Source organism: Deinococcus detaillensis (assembly GCF_007280555.1).
Classification (GTDB): domain Bacteria; phylum Deinococcota; class Deinococci; order Deinococcales; family Deinococcaceae; genus Deinococcus; species Deinococcus detaillensis.
In genome coordinates this window covers 450436-466286 of record NZ_VKDB01000001.1, presented here as the reverse complement: position 1 = coordinate 466286, position 15851 = coordinate 450436, and the positions used below count along the sequence as shown (strand labels likewise).

16 protein-coding genes are annotated in these 15851 nt (G+C 60.7%); 14 read left to right on the top strand and 2 right to left on the bottom strand.

Translation table 11 applies throughout. The features are described 5' to 3' along the window. Positions 1–123 precede the first annotated feature (123 nt). The 6 genes from FNU79_RS02455 (at position 124) to FNU79_RS02430 (ending at position 6888) form a co-directional block, all read left to right on the top strand. Positions 124–915 (top strand): histidinol-phosphatase HisJ family protein, encoded by a 792-nt coding sequence (locus FNU79_RS02455; RefSeq protein ID WP_143719346.1) that lies wholly within the window; start codon positions 124–126, stop codon positions 913–915. 185 nt (positions 916–1100) lie between these two features. Further along, positions 1101–2825 carry a DNA polymerase/3'-5' exonuclease PolX gene (locus FNU79_RS02450; RefSeq protein ID WP_143719270.1) on the top strand — a complete coding sequence of 575 codons (1725 nt, stop codon included), beginning with the start codon at positions 1101–1103 and terminating at the stop codon, positions 2823–2825. Positions 2826–2924: 99 nt separating this feature from the next. Continuing rightward, complete coding sequence (locus FNU79_RS02445; RefSeq protein WP_143719269.1) at positions 2925–4082, top strand: ABC transporter substrate-binding protein; 1158 nt, start codon at positions 2925–2927, stop codon at positions 4080–4082. 86 nt (positions 4083–4168) lie between these two features. Then, positions 4169–5143 (top strand): branched-chain amino acid ABC transporter permease, encoded by a 975-nt coding sequence (locus tag FNU79_RS02440; protein ID WP_143719268.1) that lies wholly within the window; start codon positions 4169–4171, stop codon positions 5141–5143. Positions 5144–5146: 3 nt separating this feature from the next. Beyond that, entirely contained in the window at positions 5147–6094 is a 948-nt protein-coding gene (locus FNU79_RS02435) for a branched-chain amino acid ABC transporter permease (RefSeq protein WP_143719267.1), read from the top strand. Then, the gene (locus tag FNU79_RS02430) at positions 6091–6888 is read left to right on the top strand and encodes an ABC transporter ATP-binding protein (protein ID WP_124869703.1); all 798 of its coding nucleotides are present in this window, start codon (positions 6091–6093) and stop codon (positions 6886–6888) included. The genes FNU79_RS02435 and FNU79_RS02430 overlap by 4 nt, the downstream gene beginning before the upstream one ends. A gap of 63 nt (positions 6889–6951) precedes the next feature. Here FNU79_RS02430 and FNU79_RS02425 read toward each other — a convergent pair whose 3' ends face one another. Continuing rightward, complete coding sequence (locus tag FNU79_RS02425) at positions 6952–7599, bottom strand: GNAT family N-acetyltransferase (RefSeq protein WP_143719266.1); 648 nt, start codon at positions 7597–7599, stop codon at positions 6952–6954. A 211-nt stretch (positions 7600–7810) separates the two neighbouring features. On the opposite strand from FNU79_RS02425, the gene FNU79_RS02420 reads away from it, so the two are divergent. Beyond that, entirely contained in the window at positions 7811–8521 is a 711-nt protein-coding gene (locus FNU79_RS02420) for an ABC transporter ATP-binding protein (RefSeq protein ID WP_143719265.1), read from the top strand. A 99-nt stretch (positions 8522–8620) separates the two neighbouring features. On the opposite strand, the gene FNU79_RS02415 is transcribed toward FNU79_RS02420, so the two are convergent. Next, positions 8621–9211, bottom strand: coding sequence for a CAP domain-containing protein (locus FNU79_RS02415; protein WP_143719264.1), 591 nt, complete (start codon positions 9209–9211; stop codon positions 8621–8623). Between the two features lie 452 nt (positions 9212–9663). On the opposite strand from FNU79_RS02415, the gene truD reads away from it, so the two are divergent. The 7 genes from truD to FNU79_RS02380 all read left to right on the top strand — a co-directional run bounded on the left by truD (position 9664) and on the right by FNU79_RS02380 (position 15811). Next, positions 9664–10728: a tRNA pseudouridine(13) synthase TruD gene (truD, locus tag FNU79_RS02410; protein ID WP_225429824.1), complete on the top strand. Its 1065-nt coding sequence runs from the start codon at positions 9664–9666 to the stop codon at positions 10726–10728. After that, on the top strand, positions 10725–11120 hold the full coding sequence (locus FNU79_RS02405; RefSeq protein ID WP_225429823.1) for a hypothetical protein: 396 nt from the start codon (positions 10725–10727) through the stop codon (positions 11118–11120). Before truD ends, FNU79_RS02405 begins: the two co-directional genes overlap by 4 nt. A 10-nt stretch (positions 11121–11130) precedes the next feature. Next, complete coding sequence (locus FNU79_RS02400; RefSeq protein ID WP_225429822.1) at positions 11131–11613, top strand: DUF3293 domain-containing protein; 483 nt, start codon at positions 11131–11133, stop codon at positions 11611–11613. Between the two features lie 424 nt (positions 11614–12037). Then, positions 12038–13300, top strand: coding sequence for an ABC transporter substrate-binding protein (locus FNU79_RS02395; RefSeq protein WP_143719262.1), 1263 nt, complete (start codon positions 12038–12040; stop codon positions 13298–13300). A gap of 202 nt (positions 13301–13502) precedes the next feature. Next, complete coding sequence (locus tag FNU79_RS02390) at positions 13503–14429, top strand: carbohydrate ABC transporter permease (RefSeq protein WP_143719261.1); 927 nt, start codon at positions 13503–13505, stop codon at positions 14427–14429. Positions 14430–14446: 17 nt separating this feature from the next. Then, complete coding sequence (locus tag FNU79_RS02385) at positions 14447–15298, top strand: carbohydrate ABC transporter permease (RefSeq protein ID WP_143719260.1); 852 nt, start codon at positions 14447–14449, stop codon at positions 15296–15298. 174 nt (positions 15299–15472) lie between these two features. Then, positions 15473–15811 carry a hypothetical protein gene (locus FNU79_RS02380; RefSeq protein WP_143719259.1) on the top strand — a complete coding sequence of 113 codons (339 nt, stop codon included), beginning with the start codon at positions 15473–15475 and terminating at the stop codon, positions 15809–15811. Positions 15812–15851: the final 40 nt, after the last annotated feature.

Here is a 15851-nt window from a genome sequence, read left to right as displayed (position 1 = left end):
GGGCGCGTGATGCCGAGGTTTTGGGAAAGAGAAGGTGGAGCGCGGGGAAGGCAGTCGAGTGAAAAGAAGTTAAAAATATACTGGAACTCGGCGGAATTCGTATTAGGCTAGAGCATGACGCCGATGCATCTTCCACCGCATTTGTTCGACTCTCACCTGCATACGCCGCTGTGCAATCACGCTGAAGGCAGTCCCCGTGAGTACGCGCAGGCGGCCCTGGATTTGGGCCTCTCGGGCGTATGCTTTACCGATCATATCCCCATGCCGGCTTGGTTTGACGCCGAGTGGCGTATGAAGCGCGGGCAACTTGACGAGTACGTGCAGACAGTTAAAGACGTGCAGCGGGAATTCGAGGGCCGCTTGGTGGTGCGCCTGGGTCTAGAAGCTGACTTTCACCCCGGCACCGAGCGGTATGTGGCGCAGATCCTTGAAGAACATCCGTGGGATTACGTAATCGGCAGCGTCCATTATATCGGAGCTTGGGGCTTTGACAATCCGGCCTTCAAAGACGAGTACCAGCAGCGCGATTTGGCTGGCCTTTACCGCCACTACTACGCTTTGGTGGAAGGGGCGGCCCGCAGCACGCTCTTTGACGCCATCGGCCACCTCGATCTGCCCAAAAAGTTCGGCGACACCGACCCCGACGGTATGGCCGCCCTGCACGCGCTGGACGTGATCGCCATGCAGGGCCTGAGCCTCGATTTCAACACCGCCGGTTGGCGCAAGCCCGTGAAGGAAGCGTACCCGGCCCCGGATCTGGTGCGGGCCGCCGCCACGCGGGGCATTGCCTTCGTGCTGGGCAGCGACGCCCACGCCCCCGCCGAAGTCGGCTACCGCTTTGGCGACGCCGTCAAGGAAATTAACGACGTGGAAGGCGTGATTGTCAGTTACGCGGGGCGCGAGCGGGTGGGGTAAACACAAAGGGGCCCATCTCCGTCTTTATTGCGGCGTCCATCCCAGCCTCTTCAGTCTGCTGGCTGGGCGACCCCTTGACCACGGTGCCCACAGCGTAACCACCCCAGAGGCTGAAACGCCGGAACCTGCAAAAGCCAGAGCCCCCGCCCGCCTTCCACCCGCCCAAAACCCGCTACCCTACCTGCATGCTTCCCTTCACCCAAAAAGCCGCCGCCAGCGCTCTAGAAACCACCGCCGATCTGCTGGAAGTGCTGGGCGCGGAAGCGTTTAGGGCGCAGGCTTACCGCTCCGCCGCCCGCAGCATCGAAGCGCTGACCAATTGGGACGAGGCCGCCCAGAAGAACTTTCAGGGCGTGCCCAAAGTCGGCTCGGCGCTGGCGGGCGCACTCGGCGAGGCCTTGCAGACCGGCAGCTTTGGCCCCCTCACTGAGGCACTGGCCCAACTGCCGCCCGGCGTGGTGGAGTTGCTGGGCGTGCGCGGGCTGGGGCCAAAAAAAGTCCGCGCCCTCTGGCAAGGCGGATTCGATTCGCTCGAAGCGCTGCGGGAAGGACTGGACGACGGCAGCGTGACGGCCCTCAAAGGCTTCGGCGCGAAGACGGCGGCCACTTTGCTGGAAGCGGTGGAGTTTGTGCTGGCCGCGCAGGGGCGGCAACGCATGAACACCGCCCACCAGATCGCCGAGCAACTCGCAGCGAGGCTGGCCCACCTCAATGCCCGCGCCAGCGGTGATGTGCGCCGCAATCTGGAAACCACCCGCAGCGTCCGCGTCACCGTCAGCGCCACGCCGGAGGAGATTCGCGCCGCCTTGCCTGAGTTGGCATTAGAGCAAGTCGACAAGCGCCCGGTGCTGAGCGGCATCTGGGAAGGCGTGCCGATTGAACTCCCTTACGCGGCGGCAGAAGTGCGCGGGGCTCTGGATTTGATGATGGGCGGCGGCGCGGCTTACCGGGAAGGCTTGCGCTCGGAAGCGGCGCGGCAGGGCTTTGATCTCAACGGGCGCGGGCTGCACCGTGTTCATCAGGAGGGCGGCAAGCAGGGCAGCGGCGAAACGCTGAACACGCCCACCGAACAAGATGTGCTGGCCGCGCTGGGTCTTCCCTTTCGCCCCGCCGAGTACCGCGAAACCGAACACGACGCCGTGTGGGAAAGCCTGCCCGAGCTTGCCGAGCTAGTTACGCCGCAGGACATCAAAGGCTTCATCCATACTCACTCCACCTGGAGCGACGGCGCGGCGAGTTTGGGCGAAATGGTGGACGCCGCGCAGCAGTTGGGCGGCTACCTGGGGACGGCAGATCACTCGCGCAGCGCCTTTTATGCCAACGGTCTGTCGCCCGAACGGTTGCGGGCGCAAATCAAGGAAGTGCGCGAACTCCAGCGGGCGGGCTTGCCGGTCATCGCGGGCAGCGAAGTGGACATTCTGGAAGACGGTTCGCTCGACTTTGACGACGAGTTGCTGAGTGAGCTGGACTATGTGGTGGCCTCGGTGCATAGCCACTTCACGCTCAGCGAGGCGGCGCAAACCGAGCGGCTGATTAAGGCCGTTTCACACCCCCTGATTACCGTTCTGGGCCACGCCACCGGCAGGCTACTGCTGCGCCGTCCCAGTTATGCACTTGACTTAGACGCCGTACTGGACGCCTGTGAAGCCCACCAAACAGTGGTGGAGATCAATGCCAGCCCTTACCGCCTGGATATAGATTGGCGTTTTGCGCTGCGTTACCGCTCCCGTCTCAAATTCGCCCTCAACACCGACGCACACGCCGTCCACGGCCTGAGTGACATCCGTTACGGCGCACTGGTGGCCCGCAAAGCCGGACTGACGGCTGCCGAGGTGGTCAACACCTTGTCACAGGCCGACTTCTTGGCGTTCGTGGCGGCTCAGCGGAGAAGCCGAAGCTCAGCTTCATAGAATAAAAATTTCATACCCGCGCTTGACAAGTCAGCTGAGCGTGGCAAGATTAAAGCCACTCTTCATCAAACTGCCTCCTCACCGGAGTCTGGAGATCATATGAAACGAACCCTCAGTTTACTTCTGCTCAGCGCCCTCAGCCTCGCCGCCGCTCAAAAAGTCGCCACGCCCATCGCGATTGGGATTGCGGTAGCGCAAACCAGCAACGCTTCGCTCTTCGGTCAGGAACAGGTGATCGGAGCCAAACTGGCCGAGAAATTTTTGAATGCACGCGGCGGCGTGGGCGGCACCCCGATCAAACTGGTCTTTCAAGACACCAGCGGCGATGAAGCCGGAGCCATCAACGCCTTCCAGAACCTGATCAGCAAAGACAACGTGGTCGGCATTGTGGGGCCAACCCTTTCTCAGCAGGCCTTCAGCGCCGACCCCATCGCCGACCGTGCCAAAGTGCCAGTAATTGGGCCGAGCAACACTGCCAAAGGCATTCCGCAGATCGGCGCGTACATCTCCCGCGTTTCTGCGCCGGTCACGGCGATTGCGCCCAACGCGCTCAAACAGGCCCTCAAGATCAATCCCAAGCTCAAGAAAGTGGCGGTGCTCTACGCCCAGAACGACGCTTTCTCAACCTCTGAGACGGGGATCTTCCAGCAGACGGCCAAGGACCTCGATCTCAACATCGCCACCGTGCAAAAGTTTCAGACCACCGACAACGACTTCACCACCCAGGTCACGGCGGTGCTGGGCGAGAACGTGGATCTGGTGATCATCTCCGGGCTGGCCAATGACAGCGGCAACCTGATCAAGCAGCTGCGTCAACTCGGCTACAAGGGGCTGATCGTGGGCGGCAACGGCCTGAACAGTTCCAGCATGTTCCCCATCTGCGGCCAGTACTGTGACGGCGTGATTGTCGCGCAGGCCTACAGCCCCACCCAATCGAGCGCCGCCAACCAGCTGTTTGCCCGCGAATACAAGGCCCAGTATAAAAAAGATCCGCCTCAATTTGCGGCCCAGGCGTACACCGGCGTGCAGGTCTTCGTGGACGCCCTCAAGGTGCTCGACCACAAGAGGAAGATCGCCGACTGGGATCTGGGCGAACTCAGAGTGGCCCTGAACAAACAGATCCTGATCGGAAAATACAAGACACCCTTGGGTGAACTCAGCTTCGACAAAGACGGAGACATCGTGCAGCAGGCCTTCTACGTGGCGCAAATCAAGATGAAAGACGCTAAGAACGGCACCTTCGTCTTTTTGAAGTAAGCGAATACTCAGTGGGGAGTGGAGAGTGGGGCTTTATTTTTTCCTGCTCACCACTCCCCACTTGTGGATAAAAAGGAGCATATTCCTTGGAACTGAGCGGTTTTTTACAAAATGTCCTGAACGGTTTGGCGATCGGCAGCGTCTACGCCATTTTTGCGCTGGGCTACACCTTGGTGTTCTCGATTCTGGGCATCATCAATTTCGCGCACGGCGCGGTGTTTACACTGGGCGCTTACTTTACCTACACCCTGATCTCCGGTCAGTTTAGTGACAACGGCTTGCTGAAGGGCCTCAATTTGTTTCCGAACGGCTCACCGCTGGCGGGCAGCGCCTGGGGCTTTGCCCTCTCCGCGCTCGTCGGCTCGCTGCTGGCGGGGGTGGTGGCCGTCATCATCGAGCGCCTCGCCTTCCGGCCCATGCGGACGCGCAGCGCCGACCCGCTGCTGGCGCTGGTGAGTTCGCTGGGCGTGGCGCTGGTGATCGTCAACCTGATTCAGATTCTGGTGGGCGCGGAGAGCTACTCGTTTCCCGATGGCATTTACGGCAACCTGCCGCCCGCGCTGCTGTTTCATCTGGGCGACAAAACCATCATCATCCGCACGGTGCAGGTCATTATTTTTGCCGTCAGCATGGTGCTCCTGCTGATTTTAGGCTGGGTCATCGGACGCACCCGCACCGGCAAGGCGCTCAGGGCCGTTGCCGAAAATCCCGGCACCGCCTCGCTGCTGGGCATCAGCGTAGACCGCTTCGTCATCATCACCTTTTTTCTGTCGGGACTCCTCGGCGGCCTAGCTGGAACGCTGGTCGGCAGTTCGTTTGGCATCGCGGGACCGTATTTTGGCGTCACCTTCGGCCTCAAGGGGCTGGCCGTCATCGTGCTGGGCGGACTGGGCAGCATTCCCGGCGCGGTGGTGGGCGGGCTGGTGATCGGGCTGGCCGAGGCGTTCGTGCCTGCCCAGTACAGCGCTTACAAGGAAGCGGTGGCCTTTGCGCTGCTGTTTATCATTTTGTTGGTGCGTCCCCAGGGTCTGCTGGGCCAGGCGCAGATTCAAAAGGTTTAATGTATGGAATTTCTGCAACAGTACGGCTTTCTGATCGCCACCATGCTTCAGCAGGGTCTCCTGGGCCTGAGCCTCTACGCCCCGCTGATGGCCGGGCAACTCTCGCTGGCCAGTCCGGGGTTTTACGCGGTGGGCGGCTATATCGCTGCCATCCTACTGACCAATCCGGCCTTCGCGGGCTGGCGCGACTCGCTGGGGTACGGCATCTATCCGCTGACCTGGCTGCTCGCGGCTCTGGCCTGTGCGCTGCTCGGCCTTATTGTGGGCGTTCCGGCGCTGCGGCTGCGCGGCATCTATCTGGCACTGGCCACCATCGCCTTTGTAGAAATTTTGCGGGTGCTGTCGCTCAACTTAGAAATTACTGGCGGGGCAGTGGGGATTTTCGCCATTCCGCAACCTTTCGGCTTCGTTGACCGCTGGCAGTACCTGTGGCTGTTCTTGCCGCTGCTGATCCTGACCCTGCTGTTCTTCCGACAGCTCTCCAAATCGCGCACGGGCCGGGCCTTCCGGGCCATCCGCGAGGACGAGCTGGCCGCCGACGCGATGGGCGTGTCGCCAACCCGCTACAAGGTGCTGGCCTTTGTCATCGGCGCAGTGCTGGCCGGCATCGTCGGCTCGATGAGCGCTCCCTTTCTCAATACCTGGAACGCCAAGCAGGGCACTTTCGACGCTTCTATCGCTTACCTGGCCTTCGTGCTGATCGGCGGCAGCCGCAGCATGTGGGGGCCGCTGGTGGGCGGGGCGCTGCTGTCGGCTCTGCCAGAAGTGCTGCGCGGACTGGCCGATTGGCGCTTGGTGATCAACGGGCTGGTGCTGGTGGTGGCGAGTCTGTACTTGCCGCAGGGCATCGTGGGCAGCCTGAGCCGCAAGCCCAAGCCGCCGACCCGTCCCAAGCCGCCGACTCTCAACGAAGGCCCGTCGGGGCCGCCCTACACGTCGGAGACGACATGACGCTTTCTAATACGCTTCAGCAAAAACCCGTGCCCGAAATTCCGATTCTCCTCGACGCCCAGCACCTGACGCGGCGCTTTGGCGGCCTGGTGGCGGTGGGCGACGTGTCGTTTCAGGTGCGGCGCGGCGAGATTTTCGGGCTGATCGGCCCCAACGGCGCGGGCAAAACCACTCTCTTTAACCTGATGACCGGCCTGACGCCGCCCAGCAGCGGCTCGCTGAGTTTCGGAGGCCAGAATATGACCGGCCTCGCGCCGTATCAGGTGGCCGAAGCGGGTATCAGCCGTACCTTCCAGAACATTCGGCTGTTCGGGCCGCTCTCGGCGCTGGAAAATGTCAAGATCGCCCAGCACAGCCGCACCCACGCCGGGCTGTGGACAGGCATTTTTGGCCGCGACAAAGCCGAGGAGCGCCGAGTCGAGCAGCGGGCCTGGGAACTGCTGGATTTGGTGGGTCTGGCTGACCGCGCCGGAGAGCAGGCCGCCAACTTCGCTTACGGCGACCAGCGCCGCTTAGAAATCGCCCGCGCTCTGGCCACCCAGCCGCGTGCCCTGCTGCTCGACGAACCGGCTGCGGGCATGAATACCGCCGAAAAGAGCGCCCTGACCACCTTCATTCGGGAAGTCCGTGACCAGTTTGACCTGACGGTGATGGTCATCGAACACCACGTTCCGCTGGTGATGAATTTGTGTGACCGCGTGGCGGTGCTGAACTTTGGGCAATTAATCGCGGTGGGTAACCCTGCCGACGTCCAGCGCGATCCCAAAGTCATCGAAGCGTATTTGGGGGCCTGAGGAGATGGGGAGAGCAAGAGAGCACTCGCGGCACTCGCCGACCTGCACCCCAGGGGCCTGTGCTTACTCGATGTACAGCACGGCTTTACACTCGTCCACGCCCACCAACTCGATGTCGCTGCGGCGATTTGGTTCCCAGTCTTCCCGCTCAAGCCGCCAGCGGTTCAACACGGCGGGTTCACCGCGCCGGGTGGCCCAGTCCGTGCCGTTGGGTTGGTAGCCCATGCTCTCCGAGACCCGGTTAGACGCCGAATTGTCAAAGAACGCCTCGCTATTCGCCTCCCCCGCGCCAAACCCCCCAAAGGCGAGGTGAAGAATGGCCGCACGCATCTCGCGTCCCAGACCTCGTTGCCGGGCACTGGGAGCCAGCCAAGAAAAGCTGGTGACGGTGCGGCAAGTGTCAAAATTCACGCCGATCAAATCCTGCATTCCCACCGCCTGCCCGTTCAGCATCACCACAAAGTACAAACGCCAAGAATCAGGGTGAACATTGCCCCGCCCGCGCCAGATGGCCTGAAGCCACTTCCTTTCACGCAGCGGATTGTCTTCGTAGAGCGACATCGGATCATCGAATGGGTCAGGTGGGCGCGTGATTACGCCACCACGAACAATAGGAAGAAGCTGGGCCAGCAGTTCGTCCGTCGCTCCACGCAGTTCCAACTGGGGCGTAATGACTTTGAGGTTCAGTGGCGGGTAGAAATCGGTGGACATGAAGACAGGAGAACACGGGCAACCCAAAGAGTCCATGCGCGAAACGGCTTATCACCGCGTTCAGTTTGCGAGAAGCGCACAGAGGGCAAGAACCAACGCAATCCGCTCTATTCCGAGAGATAGAGCCGAGAAAAGACAGCCACAAACGCCAGCCAACCTGTTTCTATTCGCCGCCGCTCTCTGCGCAATCCCACCCGAAAGGAGCCTCCCCTTGCCTCTCCTAGAACTCAAAAATCTCAGCGTCAATTACGGAGCCATTCAAGCGGTGCGCGACCTCTCGCTGACCGTCGAGCAAGGCGAAATCGTGACCCTCATCGGCGCGAACGGTGCGGGCAAAACCACCACGCTGCGGGCCATTTCAAGGATGCTGAAAGCCAAAAGCGGCCAGATTATCTTCGACGGCCATGATTTGTCGCGTGTCACTGCCGATAAGGTGGTCAGCTACGGCATTGCCCAGAGTCCTGAAGGGCGGCAGGTCTTGGCCCGCCAGAGCATCGCCGATAACTTGGAACTCGGCGCGTATATTCGCAAAGATACGGCGGGCGTTCACGGTGACGTGGAGCGGATGTACGAGCGTTTTCCGCGCCTCGGCGAGCGCCGCAGCCAACTGGCCGGAACACTGTCGGGCGGAGAGCAGCAGATGCTGGCCATTGCCAGAGCGCTGATGAGCCGCCCTAAACTTCTCTTACTCGACGAACCGAGCCTCGGCCTCGCGCCGATTATCGTCCTCGAAATCTTTAAGATCATCAAAGAACTCAATGCCCAGGGCGTGACCATTTTGCTGGTCGAACAAAACGCCAAGCTCGCTATGCAGACCAGCCACCGCACTTACGTGATGGAAGCCGGGCAAGTCACCTTCAGCGGCTTGTCGAGCGAACTGGTGGGCGACGAGCGGGTGCTGCACGCTTACCTGGGCGGCTAGATAGGCTGACGGCGCTCCCAAAAACCCCAACGGGGACGAAGCTGAAATAGCCTTCGTCCCCGCTTCCTTCCTTTTGTTTCTCAGAGCGCCCTACGCTGCTCAGCGGGTGCCGTATTCCTGCGTCCAGTAGGTGCCGTACTGGGTGCCCTGCTTGTAGACGTAGCCGACGCCGAGCTCTTTGTACTTGGGATCCATCAATGTTTTGCAGTGTGAGGGGCTGTCAATCCAGCCTTGAACGACGACGGCGATGGCGTATCCGGCGGCGATGTTTTCGCCGAGTTCTTGCCAAGCGCTGTAGCCAGCCGCTTCGTCGCGCTTGATCATGGTGCTGCCGTCCAGGCCGACGTGGCTGAAGTACGACTTGTCGGCCATGTCCTGCGAGTGGGCGCGGGCCGACTTGGCGAGGTAGCCGTTCCAAGTCAGCGGGCCAGCGGCCGCGAACGACTGACCGCCGCAGGTGCGGGCGACGGCGCGGGCCTTGTTGGTCTGCTCCAGCACCATTCTTTCTTCCGCCGTCATATCCTGCGGCCCCGCGTCTTTGCTGCTGTTGGCTCCCAAACCGCCGGAAACTTCGCTGCTCCCCACCGCCGCACCTGCTCCAGCTGAAGGCGAGGGAAGATTTGCGCCTCCGCAGGCAGTCAGTGCGAGAGCGAAAAAGCCGATGGTCAGAAAAGTCAGGGGGGTTTTCATGATGATCTCCAAAAGCAAAAGTGAGGGTGGGGGCCGTGCTCGCCTATCTGAGAAGAAGCTTAGAAAATGCTCCCTTGCAGCGGCCTCACCTCACCGGCCCAGGATGTGAACTTTGACACATCATTTCTTACAAGCTCTAAATTTTGTCGTGCTGGACGCACTTGAGTCTTTGGCCTCTCTCTGCCGAATTCGCCCTCAGCCTTCAATCATGAAGACCCAACACCAAAAACTTCGTTCTGGTAGCTCAACATGAGAGAATTCTCATCTAGCTTGGGTGGTCGATCAGCTCGAATTGTTCACACTTCTTAGAATTTTCTGCGTCTGGACCGCACTTTTTGGATTTGTAAGAACTGGGCTTCATGGAGCGGACAAAACAGATGAGAGCGCTCCGTCTTCATCTGCACCGGCCACCGAGCGGTTGTCACATCTGGCCGCAGTACCATAGGTGCCTTGTGAATCTGATTTTTTCTTGGTCGGCGCTCAGCGCCTTGACGCCCACCCCCGGCAGCGGCGGCCTCCTGCGGCGAGAGCCAGCCGACTTCGTGGTCGAGGAACGCCCCACCTATTTGCCGTCCGGGAGCGGCGACCACTTGTATCTGCACCTTGAGAAAGTCGGCCACACCACCGCTCACTTGGCGCGGCAGCTCAGTGTGCAGCTCGGCGTCAAAGCCAAAGACCTCGGCATCGCGGGCCTCAAAGACCGCCACGCTGTTACCCGGCAGTGGATCAGCTTGCCTGCCAAGTATGAAGCCCGTTTGGGCGATTTCAGCTTGGAGGGCGTGCAGATTTTAGAGACGGGCCGCCACACCAACAAGCTCGGCCTCGGCCACCTGCGCGGCAACCGCTTTACTGTGCGGGTGCGCGGCGCTCCGGAGACGGCGGCGCAGGCGCAAAGCACGCTGGACTTGCTCACGCACCTCGGCGTGCCCAATTACTTCGGGCCGCAGCGCTTTGGCCTCGGCGGCCTGAATGCCGAGGAAGGCCTAAGGGTGCTGCGCGGCGAGTCGGAGCTGCGCGACCCACAAGTCCGGCGGTTCTTGAGCAGCAGCGTGCAGAGCGCTCTCTTTAACCGCTTTGTCAGCCTGAGACTAGAGCGCGGCCTGTTTGATGGGCTCCTCAGCGGTGACATGGCCAAGAAACACGACACCGGTGGGGTCTTTTTGGTCGAAGACGCGCAGGCCGAGTCGCTCCGCGCCGCCCGGAACGAAGTCAGCGCCACCGGCACGCTGTTCGGACGCAAAACCAAACCGCTGACCCTGGACGCAGGCGCACTCGAAGCTGAAGTGCTGGGCGAATTCGGCTTGACGCCCGAGGTCTTCGCTTCCCGCAGGGGCGACCGCCGCCTGATCCGCATTTTCATGGAAGACGCCGCTCTGACGCCCGAAGAAGACGGCTACACCGTCAGCTTTGCCTTGCCCAAAGGCAGCTTTGCCACTTCGGTGCTGCGCGAGCTGATGAAAACAGATGTAGACGCTCCAGACGCCGGTACACCGGACGAAGACGGAGACGACGAGTGAAACGCCGGGGCCGCCCGCTCTGGCTGGCGTGCGGCTTGGCGGGACTACTGAGCGCAGGTGTCTTGGCCGCGCCCAGCGCTGAAACGGCCACCCTGCGGCCTACCTTCGGCGGGGTGCTGCTCGAAGCCCACTTGCTGCCCGGCAGCGCCCAGAGCTTGACCGGCGTGTGGTCAGACACTGGACACGCCAAACTGCTGCGCTGCACCCCAAGCTGCCAAGTCGTCAAAGAAATTCCGCTGACTGGGCCGCTGACTGTTTCGCAGAGCAGTCCTTACCGGGTGGTGCTGGGCGGCACCTTCAAGGTCGGCAAGCGCGTCAAGGTTTTGCTGCGTTTCGGTCAGTCTGACTTGATCGCCGTCGAAGCGCTGGTGACGGCCACGCCTTCTCGGTAAAAGCCTCACCGTGAACTCTCCTGCCATCAACTTCCAATCGCCGCCCAGTCAACTGCGCTCAGCTTTCCTGTCCACTTCCTACGGCACAGCCCAGCGGCGCTACCAGTTGAGCCATGCTGGAGGCGTCTTGCCGTTTTGGAGCTTGCCACAACAGCGCTGGGCCATCTTGACGGCTTGGAATCCACACGGTCAGGCCAGCGACCCCGCCAGCAACGCCGAAGCACAGTCGCGCTTGCGGGCCGCTTTAGCAGCGTGGCCTGCCTTAGAGGGCGTCAATGGTGAAGGCAACTGGGCCGAGCCGAGTTTGATCGTGCCGGCGCTCAACCTGCGCCGCGCCTTAGAAATCGGCCAAGACTTTGGGCAAGCGGCGCTGATCTGGGGCGTGGGCCGCCGAGCAGCGCTGGTGTGGTGCGCTCCAGACGTACGGGTCGAGCGCTTTTGGATGGCTGCGGCGGGTGCTTATGGTACTGGTCAAAAAGGGCTTCTTTGTTGACTGAACGGGCAGGCCCGGTAGGTGCGGACAGCCCCCTGATGGAAGTGAATCACAGCGAGTGTTTAGGAAGCTGATCCGCTCACGCCACCGTCGCTCCAGAGCTTAACCAAACCCTTTGTCGCCCGCCATTTTTGAATGCAGAAAAGCCGGTGCTTTCCTTGTATGGTTTTCCACACCGTCTCAAGCAGAGCTTCACCCAGCGCACACAAAAGCTAGATCTGACGGCAAGCTGACAGCGGTCCTCAGAGACTGCTTAAAGCTGTCCCGAACGGGCTCAAATGGCCCTCCTAACATTGACAATGTTCGGTGAGGGGTGTAATCTTCCGCTACCAAACGTTCAAATGTGGAACCGCTTCCGAAAGCTGGCTTTTGTTCACTGATTACTCGGTGCCGGCCCAAGTCGAGGTTTCATCCGGAGGAATACATGAAGAAACCCGCCATGTTGTTAGCTGTTGCCGCCGCCGCCGCGCTGGGCTCACAAGCCCACGCCGTCACCGTCACTCTCGCCTGCGGTTCCGTGGGCCAGGAACTCCAACTGTGTAAAGAAGGCGCGGCCCGCTGGGCCAAGGCCACCGGCAATACCGTCAAAGTCTTTGAAAGCCCCAACTTGACCAACGACCGTTTGGGCCTGTATCAGCAGCAACTCGCCGCCAAGAGCAGCGACATTGACGTTTACCAACTCGACGTGGTGTGGCCGGGCTTGCTGGCGCAGCACTTCGTTGATCTCAAGAGCAAAGTACCTGCCGCCGAAGTCAACGCCAACTTCAAAGCCATCATCGCCGCCGACACCGTCAACGGCAAACTGGTGGCCATGCCCTGGTTTACCGACGCAGGAGTTTTGTACTACCGCACCGACTTGCTGAAGAAGTACGGCTTTACCGCCGCTCCCAAGACCTGGGCTGACTTGGCAATGATGGCCAAGAAAATTCAAGACGGCGAGCAAAAGACCAATAAGGCCTTTGCAGGATTCGTCTTTCAGGGCAAAAACTATGAAGGTCTGACCTGCGACGCGCTGGAATGGGTCAACAGCTTCGGCGGCGGCACCATCGTCGACGATGCGGGCAAAATCACCATCGACAACCCCAAAGCCGCCGCTGCGCTCGACGCCGCCGCGAGTTGGGTCGGCACCATCAGCCCCAAAGGCGTGACCACCTACGACGAAGAACCCGCACGCGGCATCTTCCAGTCCGGCAACGCCGCTTTCATGCGCAACTGGCCCTACGCTTGGGCACTCGGCCAAAGCGCCGACAGCAAAGTCAAAGGCATGATCGGCGTGGCCCCGTTGCCCGCTGGCCCCGGTGGCAACCCCGCCGCGACCTTGGGCGGCTGGCAGCTCGGCGTGAGCATGTATTCCAAGAATCAGGACGCGGCCATCGCCTTGGTGCGCTACCTGACCGGCCCCGCAGAGCAAAAGATTCGCGCCATTGAAGGCTCGTACAACCCCACTATCACCAGCCTCTACAAAGACAAAGACATCCTGAAGGCCAACCCCTTCTTCGGCAGCCTGCTCGACGTCTTTACCAACGCGGTGGCGCGTCCTTCCGGCCCCACCAAAGGCAAGTACAACCAAGTTTCGCAGGCCTTTAGCACCGCCGTCACCGACGTGCTGAACAAGAAAACCAAAGGCGCAGACGCGGTCAAGCAGCTCAGCACCGATCTGGCCCGTATTAAAGGTCGTGGTTGGTAAACGCTCACCGCGCTCCTGATTGACGGAGCGTAGGGGGATGTCCAGAGGGTACGGACATCCCCCTTTTTTGGATAACAAGCTGATCGTGATCTGACTTACGCTGCATTTGCTGCCTCCCTGCTCTTGCCCACTTTTTTATTTCCGTATTTCGCTGATGGCTTAGGGTTTTGCCCGTGTGCGCCAAGAAGGAGATCACCGGCTTATGACCACCACTGTACCCACCAATAAAGCTGTCAAACAGCGCGGCATCGAAGCGACCCGCGCCCGCCAAGCCGTCTGGCTGCTGATTCCCACCATGATCGCCATTATTTTGGTGGCGGGTTATCCGCTCTACCGCACCATTTTCTTTTCGCTGTTTGAGGCCAACCTCACCTCGCCCGACCAGAAAACCTTTCTGGGACTGGGCAATTTTTGGTTTACCACCGACGAAGGCGTTGCGCTGGGCTTTTTGCAGGATCCCAAATGGTGGGGCGCAGTCACCAATACGCTGCTCTTTACAGTGGTGTCAGTCTTTTTAGAAACTGTTTTCGGCATGATTATCGCTCTGGTGGTCAACAGCGCTTTTCCGGGCCGGGCCTTCCTGAGAACCGCCATGCTGGTGCCGTGGGCCATTCCCACCGTCGTTTCGGCGCAGATGTGGTCGTATATGTACAACGATTCGTTTGGGCTGATCGGGCGCGGTCTGCTCGGCGGAACGGCGCTGCTGGCCAACCCCAGCACCTCCATTTGGGCCATGATCGCGGTGGACGTTTGGAAAACCACTTCGTTTATGGCGCTGCTGATTTTGGCAGGCCTGCAGAGCTTGCCCAGCGACATGTACGAAGCCGCCGACATGGACGGCGCGAGTAAGGGGCGTCAGTTTTGGCAGATGACTTTGCCGCTGCTGCGCCCAGCGCTGTTGGTGGCTTTGGTGTTCCGTAGCCTCGACGCCCTGCGGGTCTTCGACATCATGTCGGTGATGGTCGGCAACGTCTCGGCGGCCCGGCTCTCGATGACCGCTTACGCCAGGCAAGCCCTGATCGACAATCAGTTGCTGGGCATGGGCAGCGCCGTGTCCATCGCCATTTTTATTATCATCATGGTGATTGTGGTGGTTTATGTCACGGCCTTCCGCGTGAAATTCGACTGAGCTAGGAGGACTACAGCATGTACTTAAAACGCACCAACCCCACTTTGTACTACCTCCAACGCGTCGGCTTTTACGCGCTCGTTGTTGTGATTACCCTTTACCTGCTGATTCCGTTTCTCTGGGCAGTACTGACCAGCTTCCGCAAAGCCGGCGACCTGTTCTTGCAGCCCCTGGCCTTTGCCACTGCGCCGTCTACGCTGGGCAATTACATCGACGTGTTCGCCAATCCCAATTTCCGTCTGGGCCTGCTCTACAGCTTGATTACCGCTGTGGGCGCGGTGGCTATTGCGCTGCTGTTCGGCAGCTTCGCGGCGTACGCGCTGGGGCGCTTCAAGTTCAGGGGCAAGTCGGCGGTGCTGTATATCGTGCTGGCCGTCAGCGTGTTTCCGCAAATCGCGGTGCTGGGCGGCCTCTACACCTTGATCAACTCGCTGGGCCTCTACAACACTCCCAGCGGCCTTATTCTCGCTTACCTGATTTTCACCATTCCCTTCACGGTCTGGGTGCTGACCTCGTTCGTGCGTGATTTGCCCGGCGAGCTGGAAGAAGCCGCGCTGGTTGACGGCGCGTCCCCGCTGCAAACCCTCTTTCTGGTTCTGTTTCCGGTGATGATGCCCGCGCTGGTGACCACTGGCCTCTTGGCCTTCATCAACGCTTGGAACGAGTACCTCTTCGCGCTGACCTTTACCAGCACCCGCCGCACCGTGCCAGTGGTGATCGCCAACTACTCCGGCGCGACGCAGTTCGACCAGCCGTGGGGCCAGATCATGGCCGCCAGTATCGTGGTCACTATTCCGCTGATTATTTTGGTGCTGGTGTTCCAGCGCAACATCGTCTCCGGTTTGACGGCGGGCGCCGTGAAAGGCTAAGCACTCCGCCTGAGTCTCTAAATTCGAGCTTCCAAGTTTGAATCTCCAGATCAGAAAGGGCCGGGCCAAGTGTCCGGCCTTTTTCGTGGTTTGGTCAGGTAAACCAGAAACCCCTCAGCCCAGCGCTGCTATAGTGACTTGCCTTAAGGCCACCTTAACGCTGTCAAAAAACATATGAAGACCCTGCCGCCCTCACCCCACCTTCTGGCCCGCTTTATCAAGCTGTGGCCGGGGCTGATTGCTGCCTTCTCTTTGCTGGCGGTGTGGGGCAACCAAACGCCGCACCCCGAGGGTCAGCGCACGCTGATGACGGCGGGGCAAGCCGCCTTGCCGGAACTGCGGGCCATGCCTGCGCCGACGCCGGGGCCAAGCCTGCTGGCCGCGCCGCAAGAAGAACTGATGATCGACGCGCCGCAGTATCAGCGAACTGCGCTGCTGCTGGGCGAAGCCCAAACCGGGCCGAGGATGCCGGACTTGACGGCGCTGGGACGGCAGCAAACTGATGGGGGCTGAGGTCAGGGCCACACGCCACCGACCTTGAACCCTTCTCTTC